This is a genomic window from Paenarthrobacter sp. CC6 (genome assembly GCF_040560085.1).
Classification (GTDB): domain Bacteria; phylum Actinomycetota; class Actinomycetes; order Actinomycetales; family Micrococcaceae; genus Arthrobacter; species Arthrobacter nicotinovorans.
In genome coordinates this window covers 1-23,255 of sequence record NZ_JARDAN010000034.1, presented here as the reverse complement: position 1 = coordinate 23,255, position 23,255 = coordinate 1, and the positions used below count along the sequence as shown (strand labels likewise).

Sequence of the window (23,255 nt, the reverse complement as noted above, 5' to 3'; positions counted from 1 at the left end):
GGCCGCGCCAACAAGGCCGTCCGTAGAGGTGCCCGTGCCGGTGCGGCTCCCTGCGCCTCGGCGTCCTGCTTGCTCAGCGGTGCCGGGTGGTGGCGTTGACGAAGCTGCGGATGGCGTCCGCCACGGCTTTGGGGCGCATGTGCTGGGCAACGTGGCCGACGCCGGGAATTTCCACCAGACGCCCTTGGGCCACCGCCCGCGAAAGCCTCAAGGACCAATCCGGTCCGGCAACATGGTCGCGGCTTCCCCGGAGAACCAGGACCGGGACATCGATGCCGGACAGCCGATCCAGGGTCGGGTACTTCATCATCACGGGCAGTTCGGTGACGTACCAGCGCGGTCCGCACCGGAAGTAGTCCCCCATGACGATCCAGTTGGACGAAGGACTCTCGCGGAGGATGCCATCCAGTGTCAGGGCAATCGACTGCTGCATCACGTTCTTGTGCCGCGAATCGACAACCGGCCCCATGAGCACAAGCTGCCGTGCACTTTCCGGCCGGTGCAGTGCAGCCTCAATGGCGAACTGCACCCCCATGGAGTGGCCTACCAAAATGTAGGAGTCGATGCCGCGGGATGCCAGGGCCCCGGCAATGAAGGCACCGTAGTCCTCGACCTGGAGTTGCCTGCCGGGTCGGGGAGTGCCGGCGAAGCCCGGCAGGTCGAAGGAGTACGTGGGCGCATGCGCCGCCAGCACGGCGTGCAGTCGTGCCAGGTACCGGTGGGAAACCCCGATGCCGTGGATCAGGATGTAGGCAGGCTTCTCTGCCGACCCGGCCCCGGCCCCGGCCGCGGACCCGGGTTCGGGAGACCCCTCGGTCCAGAAGATGCGTCCGGTGAGGCCATGGGCCTCTATGTCGGAGGACAGTAGCGCGCTCATGCAGGACAAATGACGGAAAAGTACCTTGAAGCCATACAGCTATTGAACAGCATGCTGTCGGTTTCGGAGGGCTCGCCGGTGCGAGCTAGTCCCGCGCAGCGTCGTCCGATTCATTGGAGTCGGCCGGCCGCGCATCAGCTGCCTTCGCAGCGTCAGCCGCCTCCCGGCGTCGTGCGATTTTCGATTCGGTCCACATGGTGACCGCCACGAACACCGTGCACGCGAACATGAAGGTGGCCACAAAGTTCAATCCCATGGCTGAGCCCAAGGGTATGGCAAGGGCAAGCGCAGCCAAACCGGCCACGATATGCCACCCTTTGAAATTGCCCACCGATCAAGCGTAACCCCGGGCTTTACAGGTCCCCGCCTGTTGGCTGGGATCGTTGCTTGATCCTTATCACTCGGACGCTTTCAGTCGCTTTCCGCAGCCTCCGCAGCGGCGGTTTCGTCCTGCTTCCGCTTCTGGGTTTCCAGCCACGCAATGATCGCCGCCTGCCGGATCCGACGATGCGTTCCCCGGTATTCCACCGGAATCTCGCCACGGTCGGTCATGTTCCGCAGATAGGTGTGCGAGATCCCGGCAAGCTCCGCAGCCTGCGAAGTCGTCAGCATTTCCTCCACGCTGCTGACGGTCACCGTTTCGCCCCGCCCGAGCCTCGCAAGGAGGTCGACGACGGCGTCCCGCGCCTGATCGGGCAGGCGGTGGACCGTGCCGTCCACGAACACGGTGATGTCGTCGCTGTCGTTGAGGGAGCGCGCCAGGTTCCGGGCGTCGTCGGCGGGGAGGCCCGCTGTGACGCGGGGAGCTATCAATGCCATGGCAGAAGCCTAGCCTGCGGCGTGGAGGAAGAACTTACTCCGCGTCCAGATCCGTTTCCAGCAGCTTCACCAGTGCGTCCAGCGCGGCATCGGCACCGTCCCCCTCGGCCCGAAGCACCACCACGTCACCCTTCGCAGCGCCGAGGGTCATAAGCGAGAGGATGCTGGCCGCGTCCATCGCTTCGTCCTCGGGCTGGCCCTGCATGGCGATGGTGACATCTACCGGCTGCTCGCCGGCTGCCTCAGCGAACAGGGCAGCGGGCCGGGCGTGCAGTCCGGAGCGGCTGGCTACGGTTGCTGTGCGTTCTGGCATGGTTTCTCCTTGCGTTGGTGCGGGAAGGGTTAGAGGCCGAGCTCTTCGAGCACGGGGAGCTTGGCGCGGACCCAGTCGCGTGCCTCGGTGGCGCTGGGGGCGGACAGAGCCAGGCGTGCAAGTTCCTGCGCCTGCTCCAGCGTGACGGTCTTCAGCACGGTCCCGACCGCGGCCAACGAGCGCGCGGTCATGGACAGTGTGGTGACGCCCAGTCCGGTGAGGACGACGGCGAGGGCGGGGTCCGCGGCGGCCTCGCCACAGACGCCAACGGGCTTGTTGTTGCCCTCTTGTGCCGAGCCTTCCACGGTGAGCTGCACCAGCCGCAGCACCGCGGGCTGCCACGGAGTGTTCAGATCCGCGAGGGGGCCCAGCTGGCGGTCGGCGGCCATGGCGTACTGGGTGAGGTCGTTCGTGCCCAGGGACGCGAATCCCACTTCACGCAGCACGGTTGCGGCCGTCAGCGCGGCGGAGGGGACCTCCACCATTACGCCTGGCGTCCGGATTCCCGCTGCTGCGCAGAGCGAGGCAAAGCGTCCTGCCTCGGCAGCTGTGGAGATCATAGGAGCCATGACCCACACATCGGCCTCGGATTCCGACGCGGCGCGGGCGATCGCCTCGAGCTGGCGTTCCAGGACGCCCGGGGTGGTGAAGTCGGTGCGGTAGCCGCGAACGCCCAGTGCAGGGTTGGGCTCGGTGGCATCCGTGAGGAAGGGGAGGGGCTTGTCGGCGCCGGCGTCGAGGGTGCGGAGGACCACCTTTTTGCCCGGGAACGCGTCAAACACGGCTTTGTAGGCGGCGGCCTGCTCATCCACGGAGGGCTCGGTGTCGCGCTCCAGGAAGCAGAATTCGGTGCGGAACAGGCCAACGCCCTGGGCGCCCAGCTTCGCAGCTGCCACGGCATCCTTGGCTCCGCCCACATTGGCGAGGAGCGGGACCAGGTGGCCGTCCGCCGTCGTGCCGTTTCCGTCGAAGGCTGCCAGCGTGGCGGAAGTTTCCGCCCAGGCGGTGGCAAGTGCACGTTGTTCCTCGGTCGGTTCGACGGCGACGAAGCCGGCAGCGCCGTCCACATAAACCTCTGAGCCGTCCGCGATCCCGTCCACGCCGTGGGCCGCAACGACGGCGGGCAGGCCAAGGGAGCGCGCGATGATCGCCGTATGGGACTGCGGCCCGCCGCCTGAGGTCACCAGCGCCAGGACAACTGCGGGATTCAGGGTCGCAGTGTCGGCGGGAGCGAGATCCTCGGCTACCAGGATGAAGGGTGTTTCGGAGGACGGGATGCCCGGTGCGGGGACACCCCGGAGTTCAGCAACAATGCGTGCGCGGACATCCAGGACGTCGGTGGCGCGCTCGGCCATGTAGCCGCCCAGGTTGTGCAGCATTTCGGAGACCGATGCGCCGGCTTCCCAGATGGCCCGTTCTGCGGAGGTTCCGGCGTTGACGAGTTTGCCCGCCGATTTCAGCAGCATGGTGTCTTTGGCCATGAGGGCGGTGGCCTCAAGGACGGCCTTGCCGTCGCCGGAGGCAGTTTCCGCGCGCGCCTTGAGTTCGTCATGGACGGCTTGCGCGGCTGCCTTCAAACGCGCGACGGCGTCTTCCGGAGCGACGTCCGCGGCCAGGCGTTCCCCCGACGGCGGTTCACTCACCGGCTTGGGCATCTGGCGGACGGAACCGGTGATGCGGCCAGGGCTTACCCCAACTCCTTGGAAATTCTGCACTGAATCCTCTGTTCCTGCTTGTTGTTTCAGACCCGTCGGCGACGGCACCGGGAGCCTCTGTAACCAGCCTACAAAATTCCTTTGTGAGCCACTTCATATAGCAACGCTATAGGTGCTAGGGTAGCGGTTATGAGTTTCGATGACCAGCTTCCGCCTAAAATTCGGTTGCTTCGCGCAGCTGCCGAATTGCTGGCGAATTCGGAGGGGTCAGCGGTCTCAACGCGCCAGATCACCAAGCTTGCCGGTGTCACGGCGCCTACGCTCTACCACCACTTTGGTGACAAAGAAGGACTGTTCGACGCCGTCGTATCAGCAGGCTTCGAAGAGTACGTGGCGGGGGAGCGGGACTTTGCGCCGTCCGGGGAGCCCTTGGAAGACGTCCGGCGGATGTGGGACAACCACGTCCAGTTCGGACTGACCCAACCCCATCTGTACTTGGTCATGTTCGGCAACATCAGGCCGGAGAGCCGCCCGGCAATCGTGGCCGATGCTGAAGCGCTCCTGGAAGAGATGTTGAACAAGGCCGCCATCGCGGGTCAGATCAATGTGCCGCCCCGCGAAGCGGCGCGGAGCATCCTGGCGGCCAACGTGGGTGTCACGCTCATGCTGATCGCTGAACCGGTGGAAGAACGGAACCTCGAGCTCTCAACGATGACCCGGGATTCCATGATTTTTGCCGTCTCCACGGAAACCGCCCGTGGCGCCGCAGCGGACGACTCCGGTAAGTCGTCGGTAGTTGTTGCGGCAATCGCCCTGAATGCGGCACTGCAGGCCTCGCATTCGGACCAACTTTCCAGCTCTGAACTGAAGCTTTTCCTGGAATGGCTTCACCGCATTTCTAGCAGCTCCTAGCTGCTCTCTCTCGATCTCTATATCGACTGACCCCGCGCCGCCGCGGGAAACACGTTAGGAATTCACATGGCAACAGAGACAGTTGCGAAGCCCCGCACCAGCGCCCGCGTTGGCGTCCAGAAGTTCGGAACATTCCTGTCCGGCATGATCATGCCCAACATCGGCGCCTTCATCGCCTGGGGCCTCATCACGGCCCTGTTCATCGAGAAGGGCTGGATTCCCGTGCCGGAACTCGGGGGCTATGGGACCAACGCCGAGGGTGTTGCCAACGTGGGCCTTGTGGGCCCAATGGTCAACTACCTGCTTCCGCTTCTGATTGCCTACACCGGTGGCCGGATGGTCTATGACGTCCGCGGCGGTGTGGTGGGTGCCATCGCCACCATGGGTGTCATTGTGGGCACGGGTATTCCTATGTTCATAGGGGCCATGATCATGGGGCCGCTGGGCGGCTGGACCATGAAAAAGATCGACAGCATCTGGGACGGCAAGATCCGTCCGGGCTTCGAAATGCTGGTCAACAACTTCTCCGCCGGTATCTGGGGCGGAATTCTGACCCTGCTCGGGTTCTACGGCCTGACCCCCGTAGTCAAGGCCTTCACAGCCGGTGCCGGCTCAGTGGTTCAGTTCCTGGTGGACAACGGCCTGCTGCCCCTCACCAGCATCTTCATCGAGCCTGCCAAGGTCCTCTTCCTGAACAACGCCATCAACCACGGCGTACTGACACCGCTGGGCATCCAGCAGTCGCTGGACCAGGGCAAGTCCATCCTGTTCCTGCTCGAAGCCAACCCCGGCCCTGGCCTGGGCATCCTGCTGGCCTACATGTTCTTCGGCCGTGGTGCTGCACGGGCATCTGCTCCCGGTGCTGCGATCATCCACTTCCTGGGCGGAATCCACGAGATCTATTTCCCGTACGTCCTGATGAAGCCCATCCTCATCCTCGCTGCCATCGGCGGCGGCATGACGGGCATCGCTACCCTGGCCATCACCAACTCCGGTCTCGTGGCTCCGGCTGCTCCGGGTTCCATCATTGCCGTCATAGCCCAAACCTCACGTGACAGCTACGTGGGCGTGGTCCTCGCTGTCGTGCTTGCCACCACTGTGTCCTTCCTGATCGCCTCCCTGATCCTGCGCACGTCCAAGAACAAGGGCGACGACGATCTCAGTGAAGCCACGTCCCGTATGGAAGCCATGAAGGGCAAGAAGAGCTCCGTCTCCTCCGCCCTCGTGGGAGACAGGCAAGCAGCTCAGGGTGAAGGCACCGTCCTGACCCGTCCGGTCCGGAACATCGTGTTTGCCTGCGACGCCGGCATGGGCTCAAGCGCCATGGGTGCCTCCGTCCTCCGCAACAAGATCAAGGCGGCCGGCTTCCCGGACGTCAAGGTCACCAACTCGGCCATCGCCAACCTCAGCGACACCTACGACGTCGTGGTCACCCACCAGGACCTCACCGAACGTGCACAACCGCGCACGTCCAGCGCCGTGCACTACTCGGTAGACAACTTCATGAACAGCCCCAGGTACGATGAAATCGTTGACTTGGTACGTTCGAGCAACAGCGCAGACGCTCCAGCAGCGGCTGCTCCTTCGGGGGCCGTCGAAGAAGCCCCCGCCCATGGTGCCCATGCCGCCGAGCCGGCTGCCGCCGTCGAAGGCAAAGGCGTCCTGCTTCGCGAAAGCGTGATCCTGAACGGCACCTCCCGCGACCGCGACAGTGCGATCGACGAGGCCGGAAAGCTGCTGCTGGACCGTGGCGCCGTGGATGTCAGCTACGTCCATGCCATGCACGAGCGTGAGGAATCCGTGTCCACCTACATGGGCAGCTTCCTGGCGATCCCCCACGGCACCAACGATGCCAAGGAACACATCAACCACTCGGCCGTGTCCATCATCCGGTACCCCGAGGGCATCGACTGGGGCGGCAAGCAAGTGAAGTTCGTAGTCGGCGTGGCCGGCATCAACAACGAACACCTCCACATCCTCTCTTCCATCGCCAAGATCTTCACCAACAAGGCGCAGGTTGCCCAGTTGGAGCAAGCAACCACGGTGGATGAAGTCCTGGAGCTGTTCGGAAAGGTCAACGCATAGTGAAGGCAGTCCATTTTGGGGCAGGCAACATCGGGCGGGGTTTCGTGGGGCTGCTGCTGCACGAAGCCGGGTATGAGGTGGTGTTCGCCGACGTCGCGGATGCACTCATCAGCCAGCTCGCGGAGGCCAGCAGCTACGACGTCCATGAGGTAGGCGAAAACCCGGCGGTCAAGACCGTCGAAGGCTTCCGCGCCTTGAACTCGGCCGCACAGGAAGCCGCCGTTGTGGAGGAAATCGCGACGGCGGATGTGGTCACCACCGCGGTGGGGCCCCACATCCTGAAGTTCGTGGCGCCGGTGATCGCCCGCGGGCTGGCCGCCCGGCCCGCGGACCTCCCTCCGCTGCAGGTCATGGCCTGCGAGAACGCCATCAATGCCACGGACCTCCTCCACACGGAGATCCGGGCTGCCTGGGACGATTCTGCCGGTGACCTGGACGCCGTCGCGGTTTTTGCCAACACCGCAGTGGACCGGATCGTGCCCAACCAGGCACCAGGCCAAGGCCTGGACGTCACGGTGGAAACGTTCTACGAGTGGGTCATCGACCGTACGCCGTTCGGCGGCAATGCGCCGAGCATCCCCGGCGCGACGTTCGTGGACGAGCTGGGACCGTACATCGAGCGCAAGCTGTTCACGGTTAACACCGGCCATGCGTCGGCTGCGTACTTCGGCTACGGTGCAGGGCTTGAGAAGATCTCGGACGCCATGGCCGATCCTGCCGTGGCCGCGAAGGTCCGGGCCGTGCTGGAGGAAACCAAGGAACTCCTGGTTGCCAAGCACGGTTTCGTGGAGGCCGAGCAGGAAGCGTACGTCCAGAAAATCCTGCAACGCTTCAGCAACCCGCACCTGCCGGATACCGTGAACCGCGTGGGCCGTGCGCCGCTGCGGAAGCTTGGCCGGCACGAGCGGTTCGTTGGTCCGGCGGCCGAGCTGGCAGAGCGGGGCGTCACCCCGGTGGCCCTGCTCGAGGCGATGTCGGCAGCCCTCCGTTTTGACGACGGTGCCGATGACGAAGCCGTGGAGCTTGCCAGGATGCTGTCCGAACTGGACGCGGCCGCCGTCGTCGAACGCGTTACGGAACTGCCGCCGACGCACCCGCTGTTCCCCGCCGTGCAGAAGCTGGTGGAGGACCGGCAGGCGGAAGCCTGATCCTCTCCAGGATGGCCGGCGCCGACGTCCGTTAGGACCCGTCGCCAAGCGAAAGAGCGTATATGGGGCTGCCGTGCAATTCGCACCGCACAGCCCCATATACGCTCTTGGCGCGTCCGGGCTACTTTGTCGCTGCCGAGGTTTCCGCTTTCGACATCGCCTTCCACTCAGCCACGCGGGCCTGGTGGAGCGGAGACTTGCGGACTACTGCGTACGCGACGCCGAGGATTGCGAACCAGATGGGTGTCACCAGCAGTGCCGTGAGGGTGTCGGGCTGCGTAGTGAGCGCCCAGACAAGGAATGCGAAGAAGGCGAACACTACCCACACCATCGGAACGCCGCCGGGCATCTTGAACGGCGAGGCCGCGTGCAGCTCGGGGCGGCGCTTGCGGTACACCAGGTAGCTGGCCAGGATGATGGACCACACGAACATGAAGCAGACTGCGGACACGGTGGTCACCATGTCGAATGCCACGCCAACGTCCTTGCCCGCGTAGAGAAGTGCGACGCCGGCCAGCAACAGGACGCAGGAGAGGAACAGCGCGTTCTGGGGTACTTTGCGGCTGGAGAGCCGGCCGAAGAGTTTGGGTGCGTCGCCGTCATTTGCCAGGCCGTAGACCATGCGGGACGTCGAGTAGATGCCCGAATTGGCCGAGGACATGGCAGAGGTGAGCACCACCAGGTTCACCACAGTCGCTGCCATGCCCAGGCCCGCCAGGGAGAACATGGCGATGAACGGGCTCTGGCCTGCCTTGAATTCGGTCCACGGGGTGACCGACATGAGGATGATCAGGGCGCCTACGTAGAAGAGCATGACGCGCAGGGGAATGGCGTTGATGGCGCGGGGCAGGTTGTGCTCCGGGTTCTTGGTTTCTGCAGCGGCAGTGCCCACCAGTTCGATGCCCACGAACGCGAACACGGCGATCTGGAAGCCGGCCACGAAGCCCATGAATTCCTTGGGGAAGAAGCCGCCGTGGCTCCAGAGGTTGGTGAAGCTGGCGGTGCCTGCGTTGGACTGGAAGCCGGTGAAGATCATGACCAGGCCCACGACGATCAGCGCGACGATGGCCACGATCTTGATGAGCGCGAACCAGAACTCGGTCTCGCCGAAGGCTTTGACGGTGGGGAGGTTCAGGAGGAGCAGGATGATGATGGTGGCCAGGCCCGGGATCCACAGCTGGATTCCCGGCCAGAGCTCGTTGGCGTAGCCCGCAATGGCGATCACGTCCGCAACGCCGGTGACTACCCAGCAGAACCAGTACGTCCAACCGGTAAAGAAGCCGGCCCACGGGCCCAGGAGGTCGCCCGCGAAATCGCTGAAGGATTTGTAGTTCAGGTTGGACAGCAGGAGCTGGCCCATGGCGCGCATCACGAAGAAGAGCATGAAGCCTATGATCATGTAGACGAAGATCACCGAGGGCCCGGCGACCGAGATGGTCTTGCCGGAGCCCATGAAGAGGCCCGTTCCGATGGCGCCGCCGATGGCCAGGAGCTGGATGTGGCGGTTGCTGAGTGAGCGTGAGAGGTGGGGCTCGCTGTCCCTGCTGGAGGCGCGGAGCTGCCCCTGTGTTGTCTGGTCGGACATTAGTTCAAGAACCCTTCGGAGGAACCGTCAGAATAGTGACGGCCGTTACAAATCTGTTCGATAAAGCTATAGCTAATGTCTGACCAATGGCCAATCGGTCTGCATGGCGAAAGCTCCCTTGTGGAAAAGGGAGCTTTGGCCGTTGGATCGGGCTGGGTTTCAGAACACGGCCGCTAGGCGTTCCGGCGCTTGTAAGCCGCCGTCGCGAAGGCGTAGGAGACGACGAGGATTCCCAGGCACCAGGCCAGTGCTACCCAAATATCCGTTCCGGCCGGTCGCTGGGCGAACAGGTCCTGGATGGTGTTCACGATGGACGTCACCGGTTGGTTCTCGGCGAACCAGCGGACCGGACCGGGCATGGTTTCCGTCGGAACGAACGCCGAGCTGATGAACGGCAGGAAGATCAGCGGGTAGGAGAAGCCGCCGGCGCCGTCCACGGACTTCGCCGAAAGGCCCGCAATGATGGCGATCCACGTCAGCGCCAGGGTGAACAGTGCCAGGATTCCAGCTACGGCCAGCCAGTCCAGCACGTTCGCCGAAGTCCTGAAGCCCATGAGCAGTGCAACTCCGACGATGATCACCAGCGAGAGTCCGTTGGCCACCAACGATGTCAGGACGTGTGCCCACAGGACCGAGGAGCGCGCGATCGGCATGGATTGGAACCGCTCGAAGATGCCGCCCTGCAGATCCGTGAAGAGGCGGACCGCCGTGTACGCGATGCCCGAAGCGATGGCTATCAGCATGATGCCCGGGAGCAGGTAGTTGACGTAGTTTTCAGTGTTGGTCCGGATGGCGCCGCCGAAAACATAGACGAACAGCAGCATCAGGGCGATCGGGGTGATCGCGGTGGTGATGATGGTGTCCACGCTGCGGAAGATGTGCCGCATGGAACGGCCCAGCAGGACCGAGGTGTCTGTGAAGAAGTGGGTGTTCATGACCTGTCCTTTACTGGCTCGCTTGTTACGGTGCTTCCCACGAGGGCCAGGAAGATGTCCTCCAGGCTTGGTTGCTTCTCCACGTACTCCACCTTGGCGGGCGGCAGCAGCTGCTTCAGCTCCTGGAGCGTGCCGTTGGCGATGATACGTCCCTCATGAAGGATGGCGATTCGGTCTGCCAACTGTTCGGCCTCGTCGAGGTATTGCGTGGTGAGCAGGACCGTGGTGCCTTTGTTGGCAAGGTTCTTGACGATCTGCCACACCTCCAGGCGGGCTTCCGGGTCGAGTCCGGTGGTGGGCTCGTCCAGGAAGATCACCTTCGGATCGCCGATCAGGCTCATGGCGATGTCCAACCGGCGACGCATGCCGCCGGAGTAGGTTGCCACTTTGCGGGAGCCGGCATCGGTGAGGCTGAACCGGCCCAGCAACTCGTCGGCGATCCCGCCGGGATTCTTCAAGTGCCGCAGCTTCGCCACGAGTACCAGGTTCTCCCTGCCGGTCAACACCTCGTCCACTGCGGCGAACTGTCCGGTGAGGCTGATGGACTGCCGCACCTGGAGCGACTCGGTTGCGACGTCGAAACCCTCGACGGCGGCCTGCCCACCGTCCGTTGTGAGCAGCGTGGACAGGATCTTCACCATGGTGGTCTTGCCGGCCCCGTTGGAGCCGAGAAGGGCGAAGATGCTGCCTGACGCTACCTCGAAATCCACCCCGCGGAGGACGTGGAGATCTTTGTACGACTTCTCTATGCCCTGCACCCGGATTGCCGTGGAAGTCATGATTCAGCTTCTTTCGCTTTGTCGATTGCCTTGTTGAGGCGCTCGCGCTCCTTGTCGATCCAGCGCTTCCCGCCGTACGCCTGGGCAAAGGTCTCTGCGAATTCGATGGGATCGTCGCCGACGATCCCGCTCACGGGCGTACCGTCGATGGCTGCGCGTTCCCAGAGGTCCGCCAGGTCCGTGAACATCTGGACCATGGTGTCGCCTTCGGTCACGCCGCCGTAGTACATCAAGTACCGGTTGAAGGCGGTGGCTACGGTGAGGTACGGCTCGGGCAGGGCATCCAACCGTGCCTTGGCTTGCTTGTACTGCTTCTTCTGTTCGAGCGATCCGGTGACGAGCTCGATCCATTTTGCTGCCATGTTATTTTCCTTCCTTGCGGAGCTGTTCAAGCCGTTCGGACAAGAAGCTCCAGGTGTTCCAGAATTCGTTCAGTTCTTTTTCGCCCTGGGGGTTGAGCGTGTACACCTTGCGGGGTGGCCCCTTTTCGGACGGCCGCTTCTCGACGTCCACCAGCCCCTTTTGTTCGATCCTGACCAGCAGCGCGTAAACGGTGCCCTCAGCGATCTCGGTGAAGCCCTGCTCCCGGAGCAGCGTGGTGATTTCATACCCGTACGCCGCCTTTCCGGTCAGGAGGGCCAAGACGATGCCCTCCAATGTGCCTTTGAGCATCTCTGTCATTTGCTTGCCCATTGGACACCTCCCTCGCTACTCAGTATTACTAGCTACCACTACATAGTAGAACTAAGTACCAGTACTTAGCAACACTAAGTTCCGAGAAAGTGGCATGCTGGGGTCGTGACTACGGAACCTGCCGCCGCGCCCGCTTTGATGACTGCCGCCGTCGAGGGTGGAACGTTCTCCCTGCGGCGCGCCCGCAGGGGCGATCTGCCGCGGATTCTCACGCTGCTCGCCGACGACCAGCTGGGTGCCGTCCGCGAAAGTGCCGACGATCCGGCGCCGTACGAGCGGGCCTTTGACGCGATCGACGCCGACCCGGCCCACCTTTTGGTGGTGGGGGAACTCAATGGCGAAGTGGTGGCCACCTTCCAGGTCAGCTACATTCCAGGCTTGTCCCGCAAGGGGTCCTGGCGCTCGCAGATCGAGGCCGTGCGCGTGTCCGGGGAGCTGCGTGGGCAGGGTGTCGGTGCGCTCATGATCCAGTGGGCCATCGACCAGGCCCGGGAGCGCGGCTGCCCGCTGGTCCAGCTCACGACGGACAAATCCCGGGTTGCGGCGCACCGCTTCTACGAGCGGCTGGGGTTTGTTGCGAGCCATGAGGGTATGAAGCTCAAGCTCTAGGTGCAGCTGCCCTCCGCGTGTGGGCAGCTGCATCTTGACTATTAGGGTCCCTAACTATTAGGCTACCTAAATATGAACGGTTCTCCTGATTCCCGCCTCACGGACCTCGCACAGGACTTTCGCGAAGCACTGCGCCTGGGCGTCTACATGTTCCGACGCCTGGACCCGGAGGGCGAGCTGACGGCTGCCCAGCTGAGCCTGCTCTCAATGATCTCCGACGGCGGCCTCCGCGTGGGTGACATCGCCAAGAACCTGGGGATCAAAGTCCCGAGCGCCACAGAGCAGATCATCAAGCTTGAGCGTGCCGGCCTGGTCACCCGTCGACCCGACCCCGACGATTCCCGCGCCGTCCAGGTGGCCATCACCGACGCCGGGACTGCCGCCGTCGAATCGGCCAACCAACGGCGGAATGCCATGGTGGCCGAGCTGCTGCAGGGCCTCAGCGCGCAGGAAATCGAGCAGCTGGCCGCGGCACTTCCCGTCATCAGCAAAATCAACAGCTCATTCCAGAACTAACACGAATTAACGCACCGACAAGGAGCAATTGAATGTCACGCCAATTGGCTGACGCTTCAGCAAGCGCCGAAACAACCATCGAAACCACCCTCGAAGCGGAGAAGGCTTCCCTGCTCAAACAGCCGAAAGCGGTGTGGGCCACGGCCCTCGCGGCTGTTTTCGCCTTCATGGGCATCGGGCTCGTGGACCCCATCCTCCCGGCAATCGCCAAGAACCTGCAGGCCTCCACCAGTGAAGTGTCATTGCTGTTCACCAGCTACTTCCTGGTGACTGCGGTGGCGATGTTGATCAGTGGTTTCGTGTCGTCCCGGATCGGCGGCAAGAAGACGCTTCTCATCGGCCTGGCGATCATCGTGGTGTTTGCGTCGTTGTCCGGCCTGTCCGGCAGTGTTGAGCAGCTGGTTGGCTTCCGCGCGGGGTGGGGACTCGGCAACGCACTGTTTGTCGCAACTGCCCTGGCCGTGATCGTCGGTGTGGCCAGCGGTGGTACCGGCACAGCGATCATCCTGTACGAGGCCGCCCTGGGCCTGGGCATCTCGCTCGGCCCGCTGCTCGGTGCCCTGCTTGGCGGATGGCAGTGGCGCGCCCCGTTCTTCGGCACGGCGGTCCTGATGGCCGCAGCATTTATCGCACTGTTGGCATTGCTCCCCAAGACACCTGCCCCGGCGAAGAAGTCCCGCCTCCGGGACCCGCTCCTCGCACTTGGCCACAAGGGCCTCCGCACCACCGCAGCCAGCGCGCTGTTCTACAACTACGGCTTCTTCACCATCCTCGCCTTCACTCCCTTCATCCTGGGAATGGATGCCTACGGCATCGGGGGAGTGTTCTTCGGTTGGGGCGTTGCCGTAGCCGTGTTCTCGGTATTCGTGGCTCCCGTCCTGCAAAAGCGCTTCGGTGCCGTCAAGGTCCTGACCGGAACGCTGGCTGTCCTGATGCTCGACCTCGTCGGGCTGGGACTGGCTGCCGGGCACTCGGTGACTGCCGTCGTCGTGCTTGTCATCGTGGCTGGTGCCCTGCTGGGCATCAACAACACGGTCTACACGGAACTGGCCATGGGCGTCTCCGATTCGCCGCGTCCCGTCGCGTCGGCGGGCTACAACTTTGTCCGCTGGATGGGCGGCGCGCTGGCTCCCTTTGCCGCCGCGCAGCTCGGCGAGCACTTCGGGCCGCAGGTGCCGTTCTTCGCTGGCGCAGTTGCCATGGTGATTGCCATCCTGATCGCGTTCAGCGGCCGCAGCTTCCTGTCGTCCCACGAACCGCACCTGGTGTAACAAGCCACCAAGCAAAAGAAGCCCGGCGGATATGATCCGCCGGGCTTCTTCGTCTGCTATTTGCCTTCGTCCGAGGTGACCGGAAGCGGCGCTACCGGCGCCCCCTTCGGGACGAACAGCGTTTCCGCCTGTTCCAAGGACATGCCATTGGTCTCGGGCACCTTGAACATCACAAAGAAGAACGACGCCGCGGCGAACGCTGCGTACATGGCGTACGTCAGGGGCAGCGAACCTGCCGCCATGATGGGGAAGCTGAGCGTGATGGCAAAGTTGGCGATCCATTGCGCGGCGGCTGCCAGGCCCAAAGCGCGTGCGCGGATCCGGGAGGGGAAGATCTCGCCCAGCAGCACCCACACGAGCGGTCCCCACGAGGCGCCGAAGCTGATGACGAAGATGTTCGCCGCTACCAGCGCGATGGGTCCCCAAGCACCCGGAAGGGTGATCTCGGAGCCAGTGCCGACCGCGGAGGAGAAGGCCAGCGCCATGACCCCGAGCGATACTGCCATGCCGATGGAGCCGGTCAGCAGGATGGGCCGGCGGCCAATCCGGTCCACCAGTGCGATGGCCACGAGCGTCACCAGGATGTTGGTGATGGAGGTGGCCACGGAAATGGTCAGGGAGTCCTTTTCCTGGAATCCAACGGCCTTCCACAGAGTGGTGGAGTAATAGAAGATCACGTTGATGCCGACGAACTGCTGCAGCACGGACAGGATGATGCCGATCCACACCACGGGCAGCAGGCCGAAGCGGTTGCCGCGCAGAGAGCCCTTCTTGGTGGAGAGCTTTTCCTGCTGGATGGATTCGCGGATCTCGCGGATGTGCCGGTCGATGTCGTCGCCCGGAATGAGCTTGTTGAAGATGGTGCGGGCCTGGTCTTCCTTGCCGTTGAGTACCAGGAAGTGCGGCGACTCGGGCAGGCGGAAGGCGATCCAACCGTAGATGGCAGCAGGCACGGCGCAGGCGATGAACATCCAGCGCCAGGCTTCGATCCCGAACCACAGCGTTCCGTCCGCGCCGCCGGCAGAGTTGGCCAGGACCGCGTCGGAGAGCAGCGCCGCAAAGATACCCGTGGTGATGGCCAGTTGCTGGAGCGAGGCCAAACGGCCGCGGACGTGCCGCGGGGAGATTTCCGAAATGTAGGCGGGGGCAATCACGGATGCGAGCCCGATGCCGAGGCCACCTACCAGCCGCCAGAAGATGAGGTCCCACACGCTGAAGGCGAGGCCGGTTCCGATGGCGCTGACCAGGAAGAGGAGTGCGCCGATCTTCATTGCGGGGATGCGGCCGTACCGGTCGGCAACTTTACCGGCCAGGTAGGCGCCCACGGCACAGCCGAGCAAGGCCACGGCGACAGCGAAGCCGGTGAGAGCCTCGCTCATGGCGAACTCGCCCGCCATGGCATCCACCGCACCGTTGACTACGGACGAATCAAAGCCGAACAGGAAGCCGCCAACTGCGCCGGCGACAGCCAGGCCGATCACCTTCCGGGAAACGTGGGGCGCGCCTGCTTCGGTGCTGGGACTGGACATGGGTCTCCCTTGGGAAAGATGTGTGGGAATGCGGTGCGTGACGTCGTCGGCTGTTCCGACGGGGACGCCGGTGCACTCGCGCTACACAGTGTGGCACGTCATATCCGCCAAGTTCCAGTCAGGTGATGGACGTGACATGCATTCACTTTCTTAACCCATTCAGCCCTGATCACGGGCTGTGTGTTCGCTGGGAGTCCGTGAACGGTGCTCGTCCGGACCTCCAACCCTTGTTTTGAGTCCACAAATTGAACACAAAGCACGACGACGACCCTTAAGGATGGTGCCATCCTCAAGGGCCGTCGTCGGACGCTCCAGGCTGCGGTTGAGACGCTAAGAGAAGGACGTCAACGCCTCCGTCAGCAGGGTTCCGGGCTTGCCGAGCCGGGTGTGGACGCCGTGGGAGGCGAGAAGCTCGCCGCCGATGACGACGGCGGTGACGTCGCTGGCCGTCGCACTGAACGCCAACTGCAGCGGTCGGGACCCGGCCGTACGGGTGGAATCGGGATCCACTGCCATGAGATCGCAGACGGTGCCCACCTCAAGCGCCGCACGGGCAACCGGGGTGGCCATGGACCGGTTGGCCCCGGCAGTCGCCGCCTGCAACAGTTCCTGGGGCGTGAACCGCCCGCGCTGACCGCTGCCCAACCGCTCCCCGTGTTCGAGGGTGCGCATTTCCACCCACGGATCGATCACGGCGTGCTGGTCAGTCCCGAGGGCAATGGTGGCTCCTGCGTCGGAAAGTTCCCGTGCCGGACCGATCCCGTCCGCGAGGTCGGCCTCCGTACTTGGACACATCACCACCGTGGCGCGTGCTTGTCCGAGAGAGGTGATGTCTTCGGGCGTCAGATGCGTGGAATGGACAGCTGAGAGCCTGTCGGTCAGCAATCCGTGGCGCGCCAAGAGACCGGTGGGAGTGGTGCCGTAAGCCTCAAGGCAGGCTTGGTTCTCCGCAGGTTGTTCGCTCAGGTGGATGTGGAGGGGAATGTCTCCAGGCAGTTGGGCAGCAACAACCTTCAGATCCTCCTCAGGTACTGCGCGAACCGAGTGCAGGGCAGCTCCGACGCTCACGCGATCGGCCGGAAAGTCTGCCGCGATGGCGGCACGGAGCGAAGCAAGGCGGTGCAGCCAGGCGTGCACGTCAGTGTCGCCGAACCGTGCCTGCTCGGGGCTTAGCGGTGATCCTATTCCGCCGGCGAGGTACAGGGTGTCCAGGAGGGTCAGCCGGATACCGGCGGACATCGCCGCCCGTGCCAGTGCCAACTCCATGGCATGGGGTTCGCTGTAAGGAGCGCCGTCGAGCTGATGGTGGACATAGTGGAACTCCGCGACACTGCTGAATCCTGAGGCAACCATCTCCGCGAAAACGGCAATTGCGAGTTTCTCGTATTTCCCGGGTGTCAGTTCGGAGGCACTCGTGTACATCTGCTCGCGCCAAACCCAGAAATCTCCGCGCCCTTCATGGGTCCGGCCACGCAGTATCCGGTGGAATGCATGCGAGTGGGCATTTGCGGCGGCGGGGAAGACGACGCCCTCCAGTTTTGTGTCGCCGGCTTCCGGCCGCGTATCGGGCATGATGGCAGTGATCACGCCGTCATGGGCTTCCAGGCGGACCCCGCGCGCAGCCTCGGGCGACCCCGAACCGCGGAGCGAGGCGATGATCGCGGTTTCGCACCAGAAAGAGCTCACAGGAGGCCCTCCAAAACGTCTGCAAGGGCAACGGCTCCGATGGAGGCATCTTCGTCAGCAACGTATTCTTCGGGGGAATGCGAGATGCCGCTCGGGTTTCGGACAAAGAGCATGGCCGAGGGTACGTAGCCGGCCAGTACCCCTGCATCGTGCCCGGCGCCTGTTGCGAGCACCGGCGCCTCGGGAAGGAGGCTGCCGATCCGTCGGCTCAACCCCGTATCAAAGTGGACCGTTCCGCTGTAGGACTCTTCGGTGAGGGTCGCGGTGCAGCCTTCGGCCGCGGCGGCTTCCTGCGCTGCGCCGTAGATCGCCTCGATGAGGCGGGCGGTCACGGCGTCGTCCGGGTGGCGGGCGTCAAGCCATAGATCGACGCGGGATGCGATCACATTGGTGCCACCAGGCACCGGGGTCAAACGGCCCACGGTTGCCCGGGCATACGGTTGCTTGGCTGCGGTGTCGCGGACGGCCAGGACGATGTGGGCCGCCGCCACCATTGGATCGGCGCGATCTGCCATGAGCGTCGTACCGGCATGGTTTCCCTGGCCGCTGACGCTGAGCTTCCATCGCCCGTGGCCCAGGATCGAACTTCCGACCGCGATGGCCGGGCCGTCCTGTCCCAGGCCCCTGCCTTGCTCCACGTGCAGTTCGACGAAATCGCCGATGCGGGCCAGGGCTTCGGGATCGGCGCCGACATGCCGGGGATCCAGTCCGTTGGACCGTGCGACGTCGGCGAACGTTCCGCCGTCGGCGTCGCGCAGATTCAGGGCCTTGTCGACGTCGATGGCACCTGTCAGGAGCCTGGACCCGAGACATGCGACGCCGAAGCGGGATCCTTCTTCCTCGGGGAAGACAGTTACAGCCAGCGAGCGACGTGGCTGGAGTCCGCGACCCTTGAGGATATCGACGGCGGCCAGCGCGGAAGCGACGCCGAGTGGCCCGTCAAAAGCGCCCCCTCCGGGCACTGAATCGAGGTGGCTGCCTGTGACCAGTGCGCCGTCCTGCGGCTCGCCCCACCATGCCCACATGATGCCGTTGCGGTCTGTCTCTACGCCCAGGCCGCGTTGGGCGGCCTGTTCCTTGAACCATTCCCGGAGATCGAGCTCGGGTGTCGAGTAGACGGCCCTGGAGTAGCCTCCGCGCACACCATCCCGGCCTACGTCCTTGATCGAGTCAAGGAGCTGATTGACGGTTTCCACGTGTTCCTCCGATTTTGGTGACTGCCACCAAGTAAAAAGCAGATGCCATCACATGGCAAGGGTCTGAGGGGTGGTTAGGCGTATTTAACGGGGCGGAAACATGGGGTCACGTGCCTGTGATCCGGGGCGACATATTTCCCGGAATCCCGGGAAATATGTCCCGGACTATTGCCATGCTTTGAAAATTGCTTTTTACTAAGTGGCAAGACATGGTGATCCAGACCACTTGAAAGCAGGCCTAGCAATGGCAGCAGATTCCTCGACACGAACGGTTGAGCGTGCGCTCGCCCTCTTGGGAGCTGTGTGCTCCGAGGGAGCCATCGCGCTGAGCGATGCCGCACGGGTCGTGGACCTCTCGCCGAGCACGGCCCTTCGTCTACTCCGGACCCTTGAAGGCAGCGGTTTTGTTTCGAGGGACGACGGCGGCAACTTCCGCCCGGGGGCCAGCATCATCCAGCTGGGCGCACTGGCGCTCGGCAAGGAATCACTCGTCTCGTTGTGCACTCCGGCCATGAAGCGGCTCGTGGCGAAAACGCGCGAGTCCTGCTATCTGAGCATTCCCGGGGTTGGGGACACGGGAATCTACATCGCGATCGTCGAGGGTACTCACTCGATCAGGCATTCCAGCTGGGTCGGGCGGAGTATCCCGCTCGAAGGAACAGCTTCCGGCCAGGTACTCAAGGGCGAACAGCCTGAGCGTGGCTTTGCCGTGGTGCGCAGCGGTGTGGAGGACGACGTAACGGCCATTGCGGCGCCGGTGGTGCTGGGAGGACGGACGGTGGCTTCGCTCAGCGTCGTCGCGCCCAGCTATCGCGTGGACGAGCTGAAGGCCCTCAAAATTGGCCAGCAATTGGTGGAGGAAGCTGACAACGTCCTCACTTGGGCCACCGACAACCATGAGCTACCCCAGGAAAGCATGGAAGCAAAATGATCAAGTTTGAAAATGTCACCAAGGCCTACCCCGATGGCACCGTCGCCGTCGACGGCCTCAACCTGGAGGCGCCCACCGGCAAGCTGACCATTCTGGTTGGTCCGTCCGGCTGCGGCAAAACCACTTCGCTGAGGATGATCAACCGCCTCATTGAACCCACCAGCGGCACCATCTACCTGGATGACCAACCTACGTCCGGGATGGACGCAGCGTTGCTTCGCCGCAGGATTGGCTACGTCATCCAGCACGCAGGCCTGTTCCCGCACAAGACAATTGTGGACAACGTCTCCACCATGCCCGTCCTTTTGGGCGAAAGCCGGCAAAAGGCCCGGACCAAAGCCCTCGAGCTGATGGAGCGGGTCGGGCTTCCTGCAAGCTTCGCCAAGCGCTACCCCTGGCAGCTCTCGGGCGGCCAGCAGCAGCGCGTCGGTGTGGCACGCGCGCTCGCCTCAGACCCGGCGTTCATGCTGATGGACGAGCCCTTCAGCGCAGTCGACCCCGTGGTCCGCGGCCAGTTGCAGGAGGAGTTCCTGCGCCTGCAACGCGAGATCGGAAAGACCATCATCATGGTCACGCACGACATCGACGAAGCACTCAAGCTCGGCGACCAGGTGGCCGTGATGCGTGTTGGCGGCAAGCTTGCCCAGATGGCTTCACCTTCAGAGCTCCTCACTTCGCCCGCCGACGAGTTCGTGGCCGATTTCGTGGGCCGCGACCGTGGCTACCGTTCCCTCGGATTCACCAAGACCGCAGGGGCAGTAGCGATCGGCGAAGAAGCTGTGGTCCAGCTCGGCGCCTCCGCTGAGGAGGCCCGCGCCAAGGCGTCGGGTGCCTGGGTGTTGGTGGTCGACGGCGGCAGGAAGCCGCTCGGTTGGGCCCAGCCGGAGCTTCTCAACGGTGAGGTGAAGCGGGAGAACCTTAACCTCAGCGGAATCCCTGCCGCAGCTTCCGGGACGATGCGCCAGCTGCTGGATGCGGCTCTCTCCTCGCCCAGCCGACGTGGTGTCGTGGTCAACGAGCACGGTGAGCTGATCGGTACGGTCACTGCCACGGACGTGGTCAAGGCCATCGAGGCTGAACCGCACTTGGAGACGGCGCGATGAACTTCGAATGGCTGGGCCGCCAGTCCGACAACATTGTCTTCCTGCTCGGCTGGCACGTCCTGCTGGCCGTCACCCCCCTGATCCTGGGGCTGCTGATCGCCTTGCCCCTTGGCTGGTGGGCACACCGGAGCCGCCGAATCTACCCGCTGCTTGTGGGCATCGCGGGCCTTCTTTACACCGTTCCGTCCCTGGCACTTTTCGTCCTGCTGCCGCTGGTCTTGGGCACCAGGATCCTGGACCCCCTTAACATCGTTGCCGCACTGACGGTCTACACCGTGGCACTGCTGGTGCGCGTGGTGGCAGATGCCTTGGATTCCGTCCCCGAGGACACGGTCCAAGCGGCGAAGGCCATGGGCTACCGCGGCTACCAAAGCCTTTTGAAGGTTGAGCTTCCCGTGGGTGTCCCTGTCATCTGCGCCGGTCTGCGCGTCGCGGCAGTATCCAATGTCAGCCTCGTGTCAGTGGCTGCCTTGTTGGGCATCCCGCAGCTTGGTTCTCTCTTCACGCAGGGCTTCCAGCTCCGGTTCTACACTCCGATCATCGCCGGCATCGTGCTCTGCGTGGTCCTGGCCATGATCCTGGACGGGCTGATCATCCTTCTCAACCGGTGGCTGACGCCGTGGACCCCCAAGGTGGTGGCATCGTGAACTACTTGTTCGACCCCGCGCACTGGAGCGGTGCCGACGGCATCCCCACACTGATCGGCGAGCATCTCCTCTACTCCCTTATCGCACTGGCCGTAGCTGCCATCATCGCGGTGCCGCTTGGCATTTACATTGGTGTGACCGGCAAGGGAGTGTTCATGATCGCCGGCCTTGCCAACGCGCTCCGTGCCCTTCCGAGCGTCGGTCTGCTGATCCTCCTGGTTCTGCTCATCTCGCCAGCTTTCCCGTCCCGCATGGGTTACGTCCTTCCGAGCCTCATCGTGCTGGTCCTGCTCGCAGTTCCGCCGATCCTGACCAACACATACGCCGGCGTTCGCGCAGTGGATGCTGCCGCCGTCGACGCCGCCAAAGGCATGGGCTTCCGCACCATGAAGATCCTCACGGATGTCCAGCTTCCTTGCTCGCTGCCACTGGTCCTGTCCGGCGTGCGGAGCGCGCTGCTGCAGATCATCTCGACCGCAACCATCGCCGCATACATTTCGCTCGGCGGCCTTGGCCGACTGCTGATCGACGGCAAAGCGCAGAACGACTACAGCCAGATGGTTGCAGGCGCAGTTCTGGTCGCTTTGTTGGCCCTCTTCTTCGACCAGCTCCTTGCCTTCATCACCCGCCGTGTTGTCTCACCAGGACTGACGCGGCGCACCATCAAGTCGGCTCCTGCAGCCGAACCCGTGAAGACCCCCGTCACGGTCTAGCCACACACAATTTGCATCTCCCCCCACCCCCACCTGGCCGCCGCATGCCTTGCGGCGCCCGATCCAGGAGAGTTGATATGAAGAAGTACCTCACCGGTTTTACTCTGGCGGCAGTTGCCGCAATCACCCTTAGCGGCTGCGGAGGCGGCGACCCCCTGAGCTCCTCCAATAGCGCGGCCGCGGCCTCGGGTGACAGCATTATTGTTGGTTCCGCCGACTTCCCGGAAAGCCAACTGATCGCCAAGATCTATGCTGAAGCACTCAAGGCCAAGGGCATCGAGGTCACCGAGAAGCCCAGCATCGGCAGCCGGGAAGTTACCATCCCGGCCCTCAAGGACGGATCCATCGACCTCATGCCCGAGTACGGCGGGGCGCTCCTGCAGTACCTCGATTCCGCCACCAAGGCTGTTTCTTCCGAGGACGTTGCCAAGGAATTGACCACCAAGATCCCTTCCGGCCTGGCTGTCCTGACTGCGTCCGAAGCGGAGGACAAGGATGTCCTCACCGTGAAGAAGGACATTGCCGATCAGTACAAGCTGAAGACCATCGAGGACCTGCAGCCGGTTGCCAAGGACCTTGTCCTCGGAGGCCCGCCGGAGTGGAAGACCCGCCTCAACGGCGTGGCCGGCCTGAAATCGGTCTACAACCTTGAGTTCAAGGAATTCTCAGCGCTCGACGCCGGTGGGCCGCTCACGCTGAACGCCCTCCTTTCCGGTCAGATCCAGGTAGCGGACCTCTTCAGCACGGATCCCGCACTGGCGGAGAACAACCTGGTGGCACTCGAGGACAACAAGAACCTCTTCCTCTCCGAGAACATTGTTCCGGTCATCAACCAGAAGAAGTCCACTGACGCCGTCAAGGAGACCTTGGACAAGGTTTCGGCTGCCCTGACCACTGAAGACCTGATCAAGATGAACGGCCGCGTGGCCAAGTTCGAGGACATCGGTGAAATTGCCAAGGAATGGCTCAAGACCAAGAACCTGGGTTAGTCCCTGCCGTTCTGCCGCATTTTAGGAGTAAAGAATGACTGCCGATTTCACTACTGGTGCCCGTCCGGTCAAGGCCGCCCGGGGTACTGAGCTTACTGCCAAGTCGTGGCAGACCGAGGCGCCGTTGCGCATGCTGATGAACAACCTCGACCCCGAGGTCGCCGAGCGTCCGGATGACCTGGTCGTTTACGGGGGTACGGGACGCGCAGCGCGTTCCTGGGCTGCGTTCGATGCGATCACCCGGACCCTGGAAACCATGGAGAA

The 23,255-nt window shown here is 63.6% G+C and carries 24 protein-coding genes and 1 pseudogene; 12 read left to right on the top strand and 13 right to left on the bottom strand.

Annotation, left to right across the window (positions count from 1 at the left end; all coding sequences use genetic code 11):
• Positions 1 to 73: 73 nt before the first annotated feature.
• The 5 genes from PV760_RS20965 to ptsP form a co-directional block, all read right to left on the bottom strand.
• Complete coding sequence (locus tag PV760_RS20965; protein WP_354628621.1) at positions 74 to 877, bottom strand: alpha/beta fold hydrolase; 804 nt, start codon at positions 875 to 877, stop codon at positions 74 to 76.
• A gap of 85 nt (positions 878 to 962) precedes the next feature.
• Complete coding sequence (locus PV760_RS20960) at positions 963 to 1,208, bottom strand: hypothetical protein (protein WP_018780193.1); 246 nt, start codon at positions 1,206 to 1,208, stop codon at positions 963 to 965.
• Between the two features lie 80 nt (positions 1,209 to 1,288).
• Positions 1,289 to 1,696 carry a helix-turn-helix domain-containing protein gene (locus PV760_RS20955; protein ID WP_064723662.1) on the bottom strand — a complete coding sequence of 136 codons (408 nt, stop codon included), beginning with the start codon at positions 1,694 to 1,696 and terminating at the stop codon, positions 1,289 to 1,291.
• 34 nt (positions 1,697 to 1,730) lie between these two features.
• On the bottom strand, positions 1,731 to 2,009 hold the full coding sequence (locus tag PV760_RS20950; RefSeq protein WP_018780191.1) for an HPr family phosphocarrier protein: 279 nt from the start codon (positions 2,007 to 2,009) through the stop codon (positions 1,731 to 1,733).
• Between the two features lie 29 nt (positions 2,010 to 2,038).
• A complete protein-coding gene (gene ptsP / locus PV760_RS20945) occupies positions 2,039 to 3,724 on the bottom strand; it encodes a phosphoenolpyruvate--protein phosphotransferase (protein WP_189076902.1) in 1,686 nt (561 codons plus the stop codon).
• Positions 3,725 to 3,853: 129 nt separating this feature from the next.
• Here ptsP and PV760_RS20940 point away from each other — a divergent pair, with 129 nt between their 5' ends.
• The 3 genes from PV760_RS20940 to PV760_RS20930 all read left to right on the top strand — a co-directional run bounded on the left by PV760_RS20940 (position 3,854) and on the right by PV760_RS20930 (position 7,809).
• A complete protein-coding gene (locus tag PV760_RS20940; protein WP_018780189.1) occupies positions 3,854 to 4,576 on the top strand; it encodes a TetR/AcrR family transcriptional regulator in 723 nt (240 codons plus the stop codon).
• A 66-nt stretch (positions 4,577 to 4,642) separates the two neighbouring features.
• A complete protein-coding gene (locus PV760_RS20935) occupies positions 4,643 to 6,661 on the top strand; it encodes a PTS mannitol transporter subunit IICBA (protein ID WP_039243294.1) in 2,019 nt (672 codons plus the stop codon).
• Entirely contained in the window at positions 6,661 to 7,809 is a 1,149-nt protein-coding gene (locus PV760_RS20930; protein WP_039243292.1) for a mannitol-1-phosphate 5-dehydrogenase, read from the top strand. The genes PV760_RS20935 and PV760_RS20930 overlap by 1 nt, the downstream gene beginning before the upstream one ends.
• A gap of 121 nt (positions 7,810 to 7,930) precedes the next feature.
• Here PV760_RS20930 and cycA read toward each other — a convergent pair whose 3' ends face one another.
• From cycA to PV760_RS20905, 5 genes are all read right to left on the bottom strand, one after another.
• Complete coding sequence (gene cycA, locus PV760_RS20925; RefSeq protein WP_354628620.1) at positions 7,931 to 9,394, bottom strand: D-serine/D-alanine/glycine transporter; 1,464 nt, start codon at positions 9,392 to 9,394, stop codon at positions 7,931 to 7,933.
• Positions 9,395 to 9,567: 173 nt separating this feature from the next.
• Positions 9,568 to 10,329, bottom strand: coding sequence for an ABC transporter permease (locus tag PV760_RS20920; RefSeq protein WP_354628619.1), 762 nt, complete (start codon positions 10,327 to 10,329; stop codon positions 9,568 to 9,570).
• Positions 10,326 to 11,108 carry an ABC transporter ATP-binding protein gene (locus tag PV760_RS20915; protein ID WP_354628618.1) on the bottom strand — a complete coding sequence of 261 codons (783 nt, stop codon included), beginning with the start codon at positions 11,106 to 11,108 and terminating at the stop codon, positions 10,326 to 10,328. Before PV760_RS20915 ends, PV760_RS20920 begins: the two co-directional genes overlap by 4 nt.
• Entirely contained in the window at positions 11,105 to 11,470 is a 366-nt protein-coding gene (locus PV760_RS20910; protein ID WP_055974261.1) for a DUF1048 domain-containing protein, read from the bottom strand. The genes PV760_RS20915 and PV760_RS20910 overlap by 4 nt, the downstream gene beginning before the upstream one ends.
• Before the next feature lies 1 nt (position 11,471).
• Positions 11,472 to 11,801: a PadR family transcriptional regulator gene (locus PV760_RS20905; protein ID WP_039243288.1), complete on the bottom strand. Its 330-nt coding sequence runs from the start codon at positions 11,799 to 11,801 to the stop codon at positions 11,472 to 11,474.
• 138 nt (positions 11,802 to 11,939) lie between these two features.
• Here PV760_RS20905 and PV760_RS20900 point away from each other — a divergent pair, with 138 nt between their 5' ends.
• The 3 genes from PV760_RS20900 to PV760_RS20890 all read left to right on the top strand — a co-directional run bounded on the left by PV760_RS20900 (position 11,940) and on the right by PV760_RS20890 (position 14,197).
• Complete coding sequence (locus PV760_RS20900) at positions 11,940 to 12,410, top strand: GNAT family N-acetyltransferase (protein ID WP_354628624.1); 471 nt, start codon at positions 11,940 to 11,942, stop codon at positions 12,408 to 12,410.
• Positions 12,411 to 12,482: 72 nt separating this feature from the next.
• Positions 12,483 to 12,926: a MarR family winged helix-turn-helix transcriptional regulator gene (locus tag PV760_RS20895; RefSeq protein ID WP_064723655.1), complete on the top strand. Its 444-nt coding sequence runs from the start codon at positions 12,483 to 12,485 to the stop codon at positions 12,924 to 12,926.
• A gap of 32 nt (positions 12,927 to 12,958) precedes the next feature.
• Positions 12,959 to 14,197 carry an MFS transporter gene (locus tag PV760_RS20890; protein ID WP_018780179.1) on the top strand — a complete coding sequence of 413 codons (1,239 nt, stop codon included), beginning with the start codon at positions 12,959 to 12,961 and terminating at the stop codon, positions 14,195 to 14,197.
• Between the two features lie 56 nt (positions 14,198 to 14,253).
• Here PV760_RS20890 and PV760_RS20885 read toward each other — a convergent pair whose 3' ends face one another.
• The 3 genes from PV760_RS20885 to PV760_RS20875 form a co-directional block, all read right to left on the bottom strand.
• Positions 14,254 to 15,726, bottom strand: coding sequence for a sugar porter family MFS transporter (locus PV760_RS20885; RefSeq protein ID WP_018780178.1), 1,473 nt, complete (start codon positions 15,724 to 15,726; stop codon positions 14,254 to 14,256).
• Positions 15,727 to 16,056: 330 nt separating this feature from the next.
• Positions 16,057 to 17,412 (bottom strand): formimidoylglutamate deiminase, encoded by a 1,356-nt coding sequence (locus PV760_RS20880; RefSeq protein WP_354628617.1) that lies wholly within the window; start codon positions 17,410 to 17,412, stop codon positions 16,057 to 16,059.
• Positions 17,409 to 18,608 carry an allantoate amidohydrolase gene (locus PV760_RS20875; RefSeq protein WP_354628616.1) on the bottom strand — a complete coding sequence of 400 codons (1,200 nt, stop codon included), beginning with the start codon at positions 18,606 to 18,608 and terminating at the stop codon, positions 17,409 to 17,411. Before PV760_RS20875 ends, PV760_RS20880 begins: the two co-directional genes overlap by 4 nt.
• A 244-nt stretch (positions 18,609 to 18,852) precedes the next feature.
• Between PV760_RS20875 and PV760_RS20870 the strand changes: the two genes are divergently transcribed.
• The 6 genes and pseudogenes from PV760_RS20870 to PV760_RS20845 form a co-directional block, all read left to right on the top strand.
• The gene (locus tag PV760_RS20870; RefSeq protein ID WP_354628615.1) at positions 18,853 to 19,539 is read left to right on the top strand and encodes an IclR family transcriptional regulator; all 687 of its coding nucleotides are present in this window, start codon (positions 18,853 to 18,855) and stop codon (positions 19,537 to 19,539) included.
• Positions 19,536 to 20,642 carry an ATP-binding cassette domain-containing protein gene (locus PV760_RS20865; protein ID WP_354628614.1) on the top strand — a complete coding sequence of 369 codons (1,107 nt, stop codon included), beginning with the start codon at positions 19,536 to 19,538 and terminating at the stop codon, positions 20,640 to 20,642. Before PV760_RS20870 ends, PV760_RS20865 begins: the two co-directional genes overlap by 4 nt.
• Positions 20,639 to 21,289: an ABC transporter permease gene (locus PV760_RS20860; protein ID WP_354628613.1), complete on the top strand. Its 651-nt coding sequence runs from the start codon at positions 20,639 to 20,641 to the stop codon at positions 21,287 to 21,289. Before PV760_RS20865 ends, PV760_RS20860 begins: the two co-directional genes overlap by 4 nt.
• A complete protein-coding gene (locus PV760_RS20855; protein WP_354628612.1) occupies positions 21,262 to 22,002 on the top strand; it encodes an ABC transporter permease in 741 nt (246 codons plus the stop codon). The genes PV760_RS20860 and PV760_RS20855 overlap by 28 nt, the downstream gene beginning before the upstream one ends.
• A 77-nt stretch (positions 22,003 to 22,079) precedes the next feature.
• The gene (locus tag PV760_RS20850) at positions 22,080 to 22,991 is read left to right on the top strand and encodes an ABC transporter substrate-binding protein (protein ID WP_354628611.1); all 912 of its coding nucleotides are present in this window, start codon (positions 22,080 to 22,082) and stop codon (positions 22,989 to 22,991) included.
• A gap of 34 nt (positions 22,992 to 23,025) precedes the next feature.
• Positions 23,026 to 23,255, top strand: a pseudogene (locus PV760_RS20845) (urocanate hydratase); the annotation flags it as partial.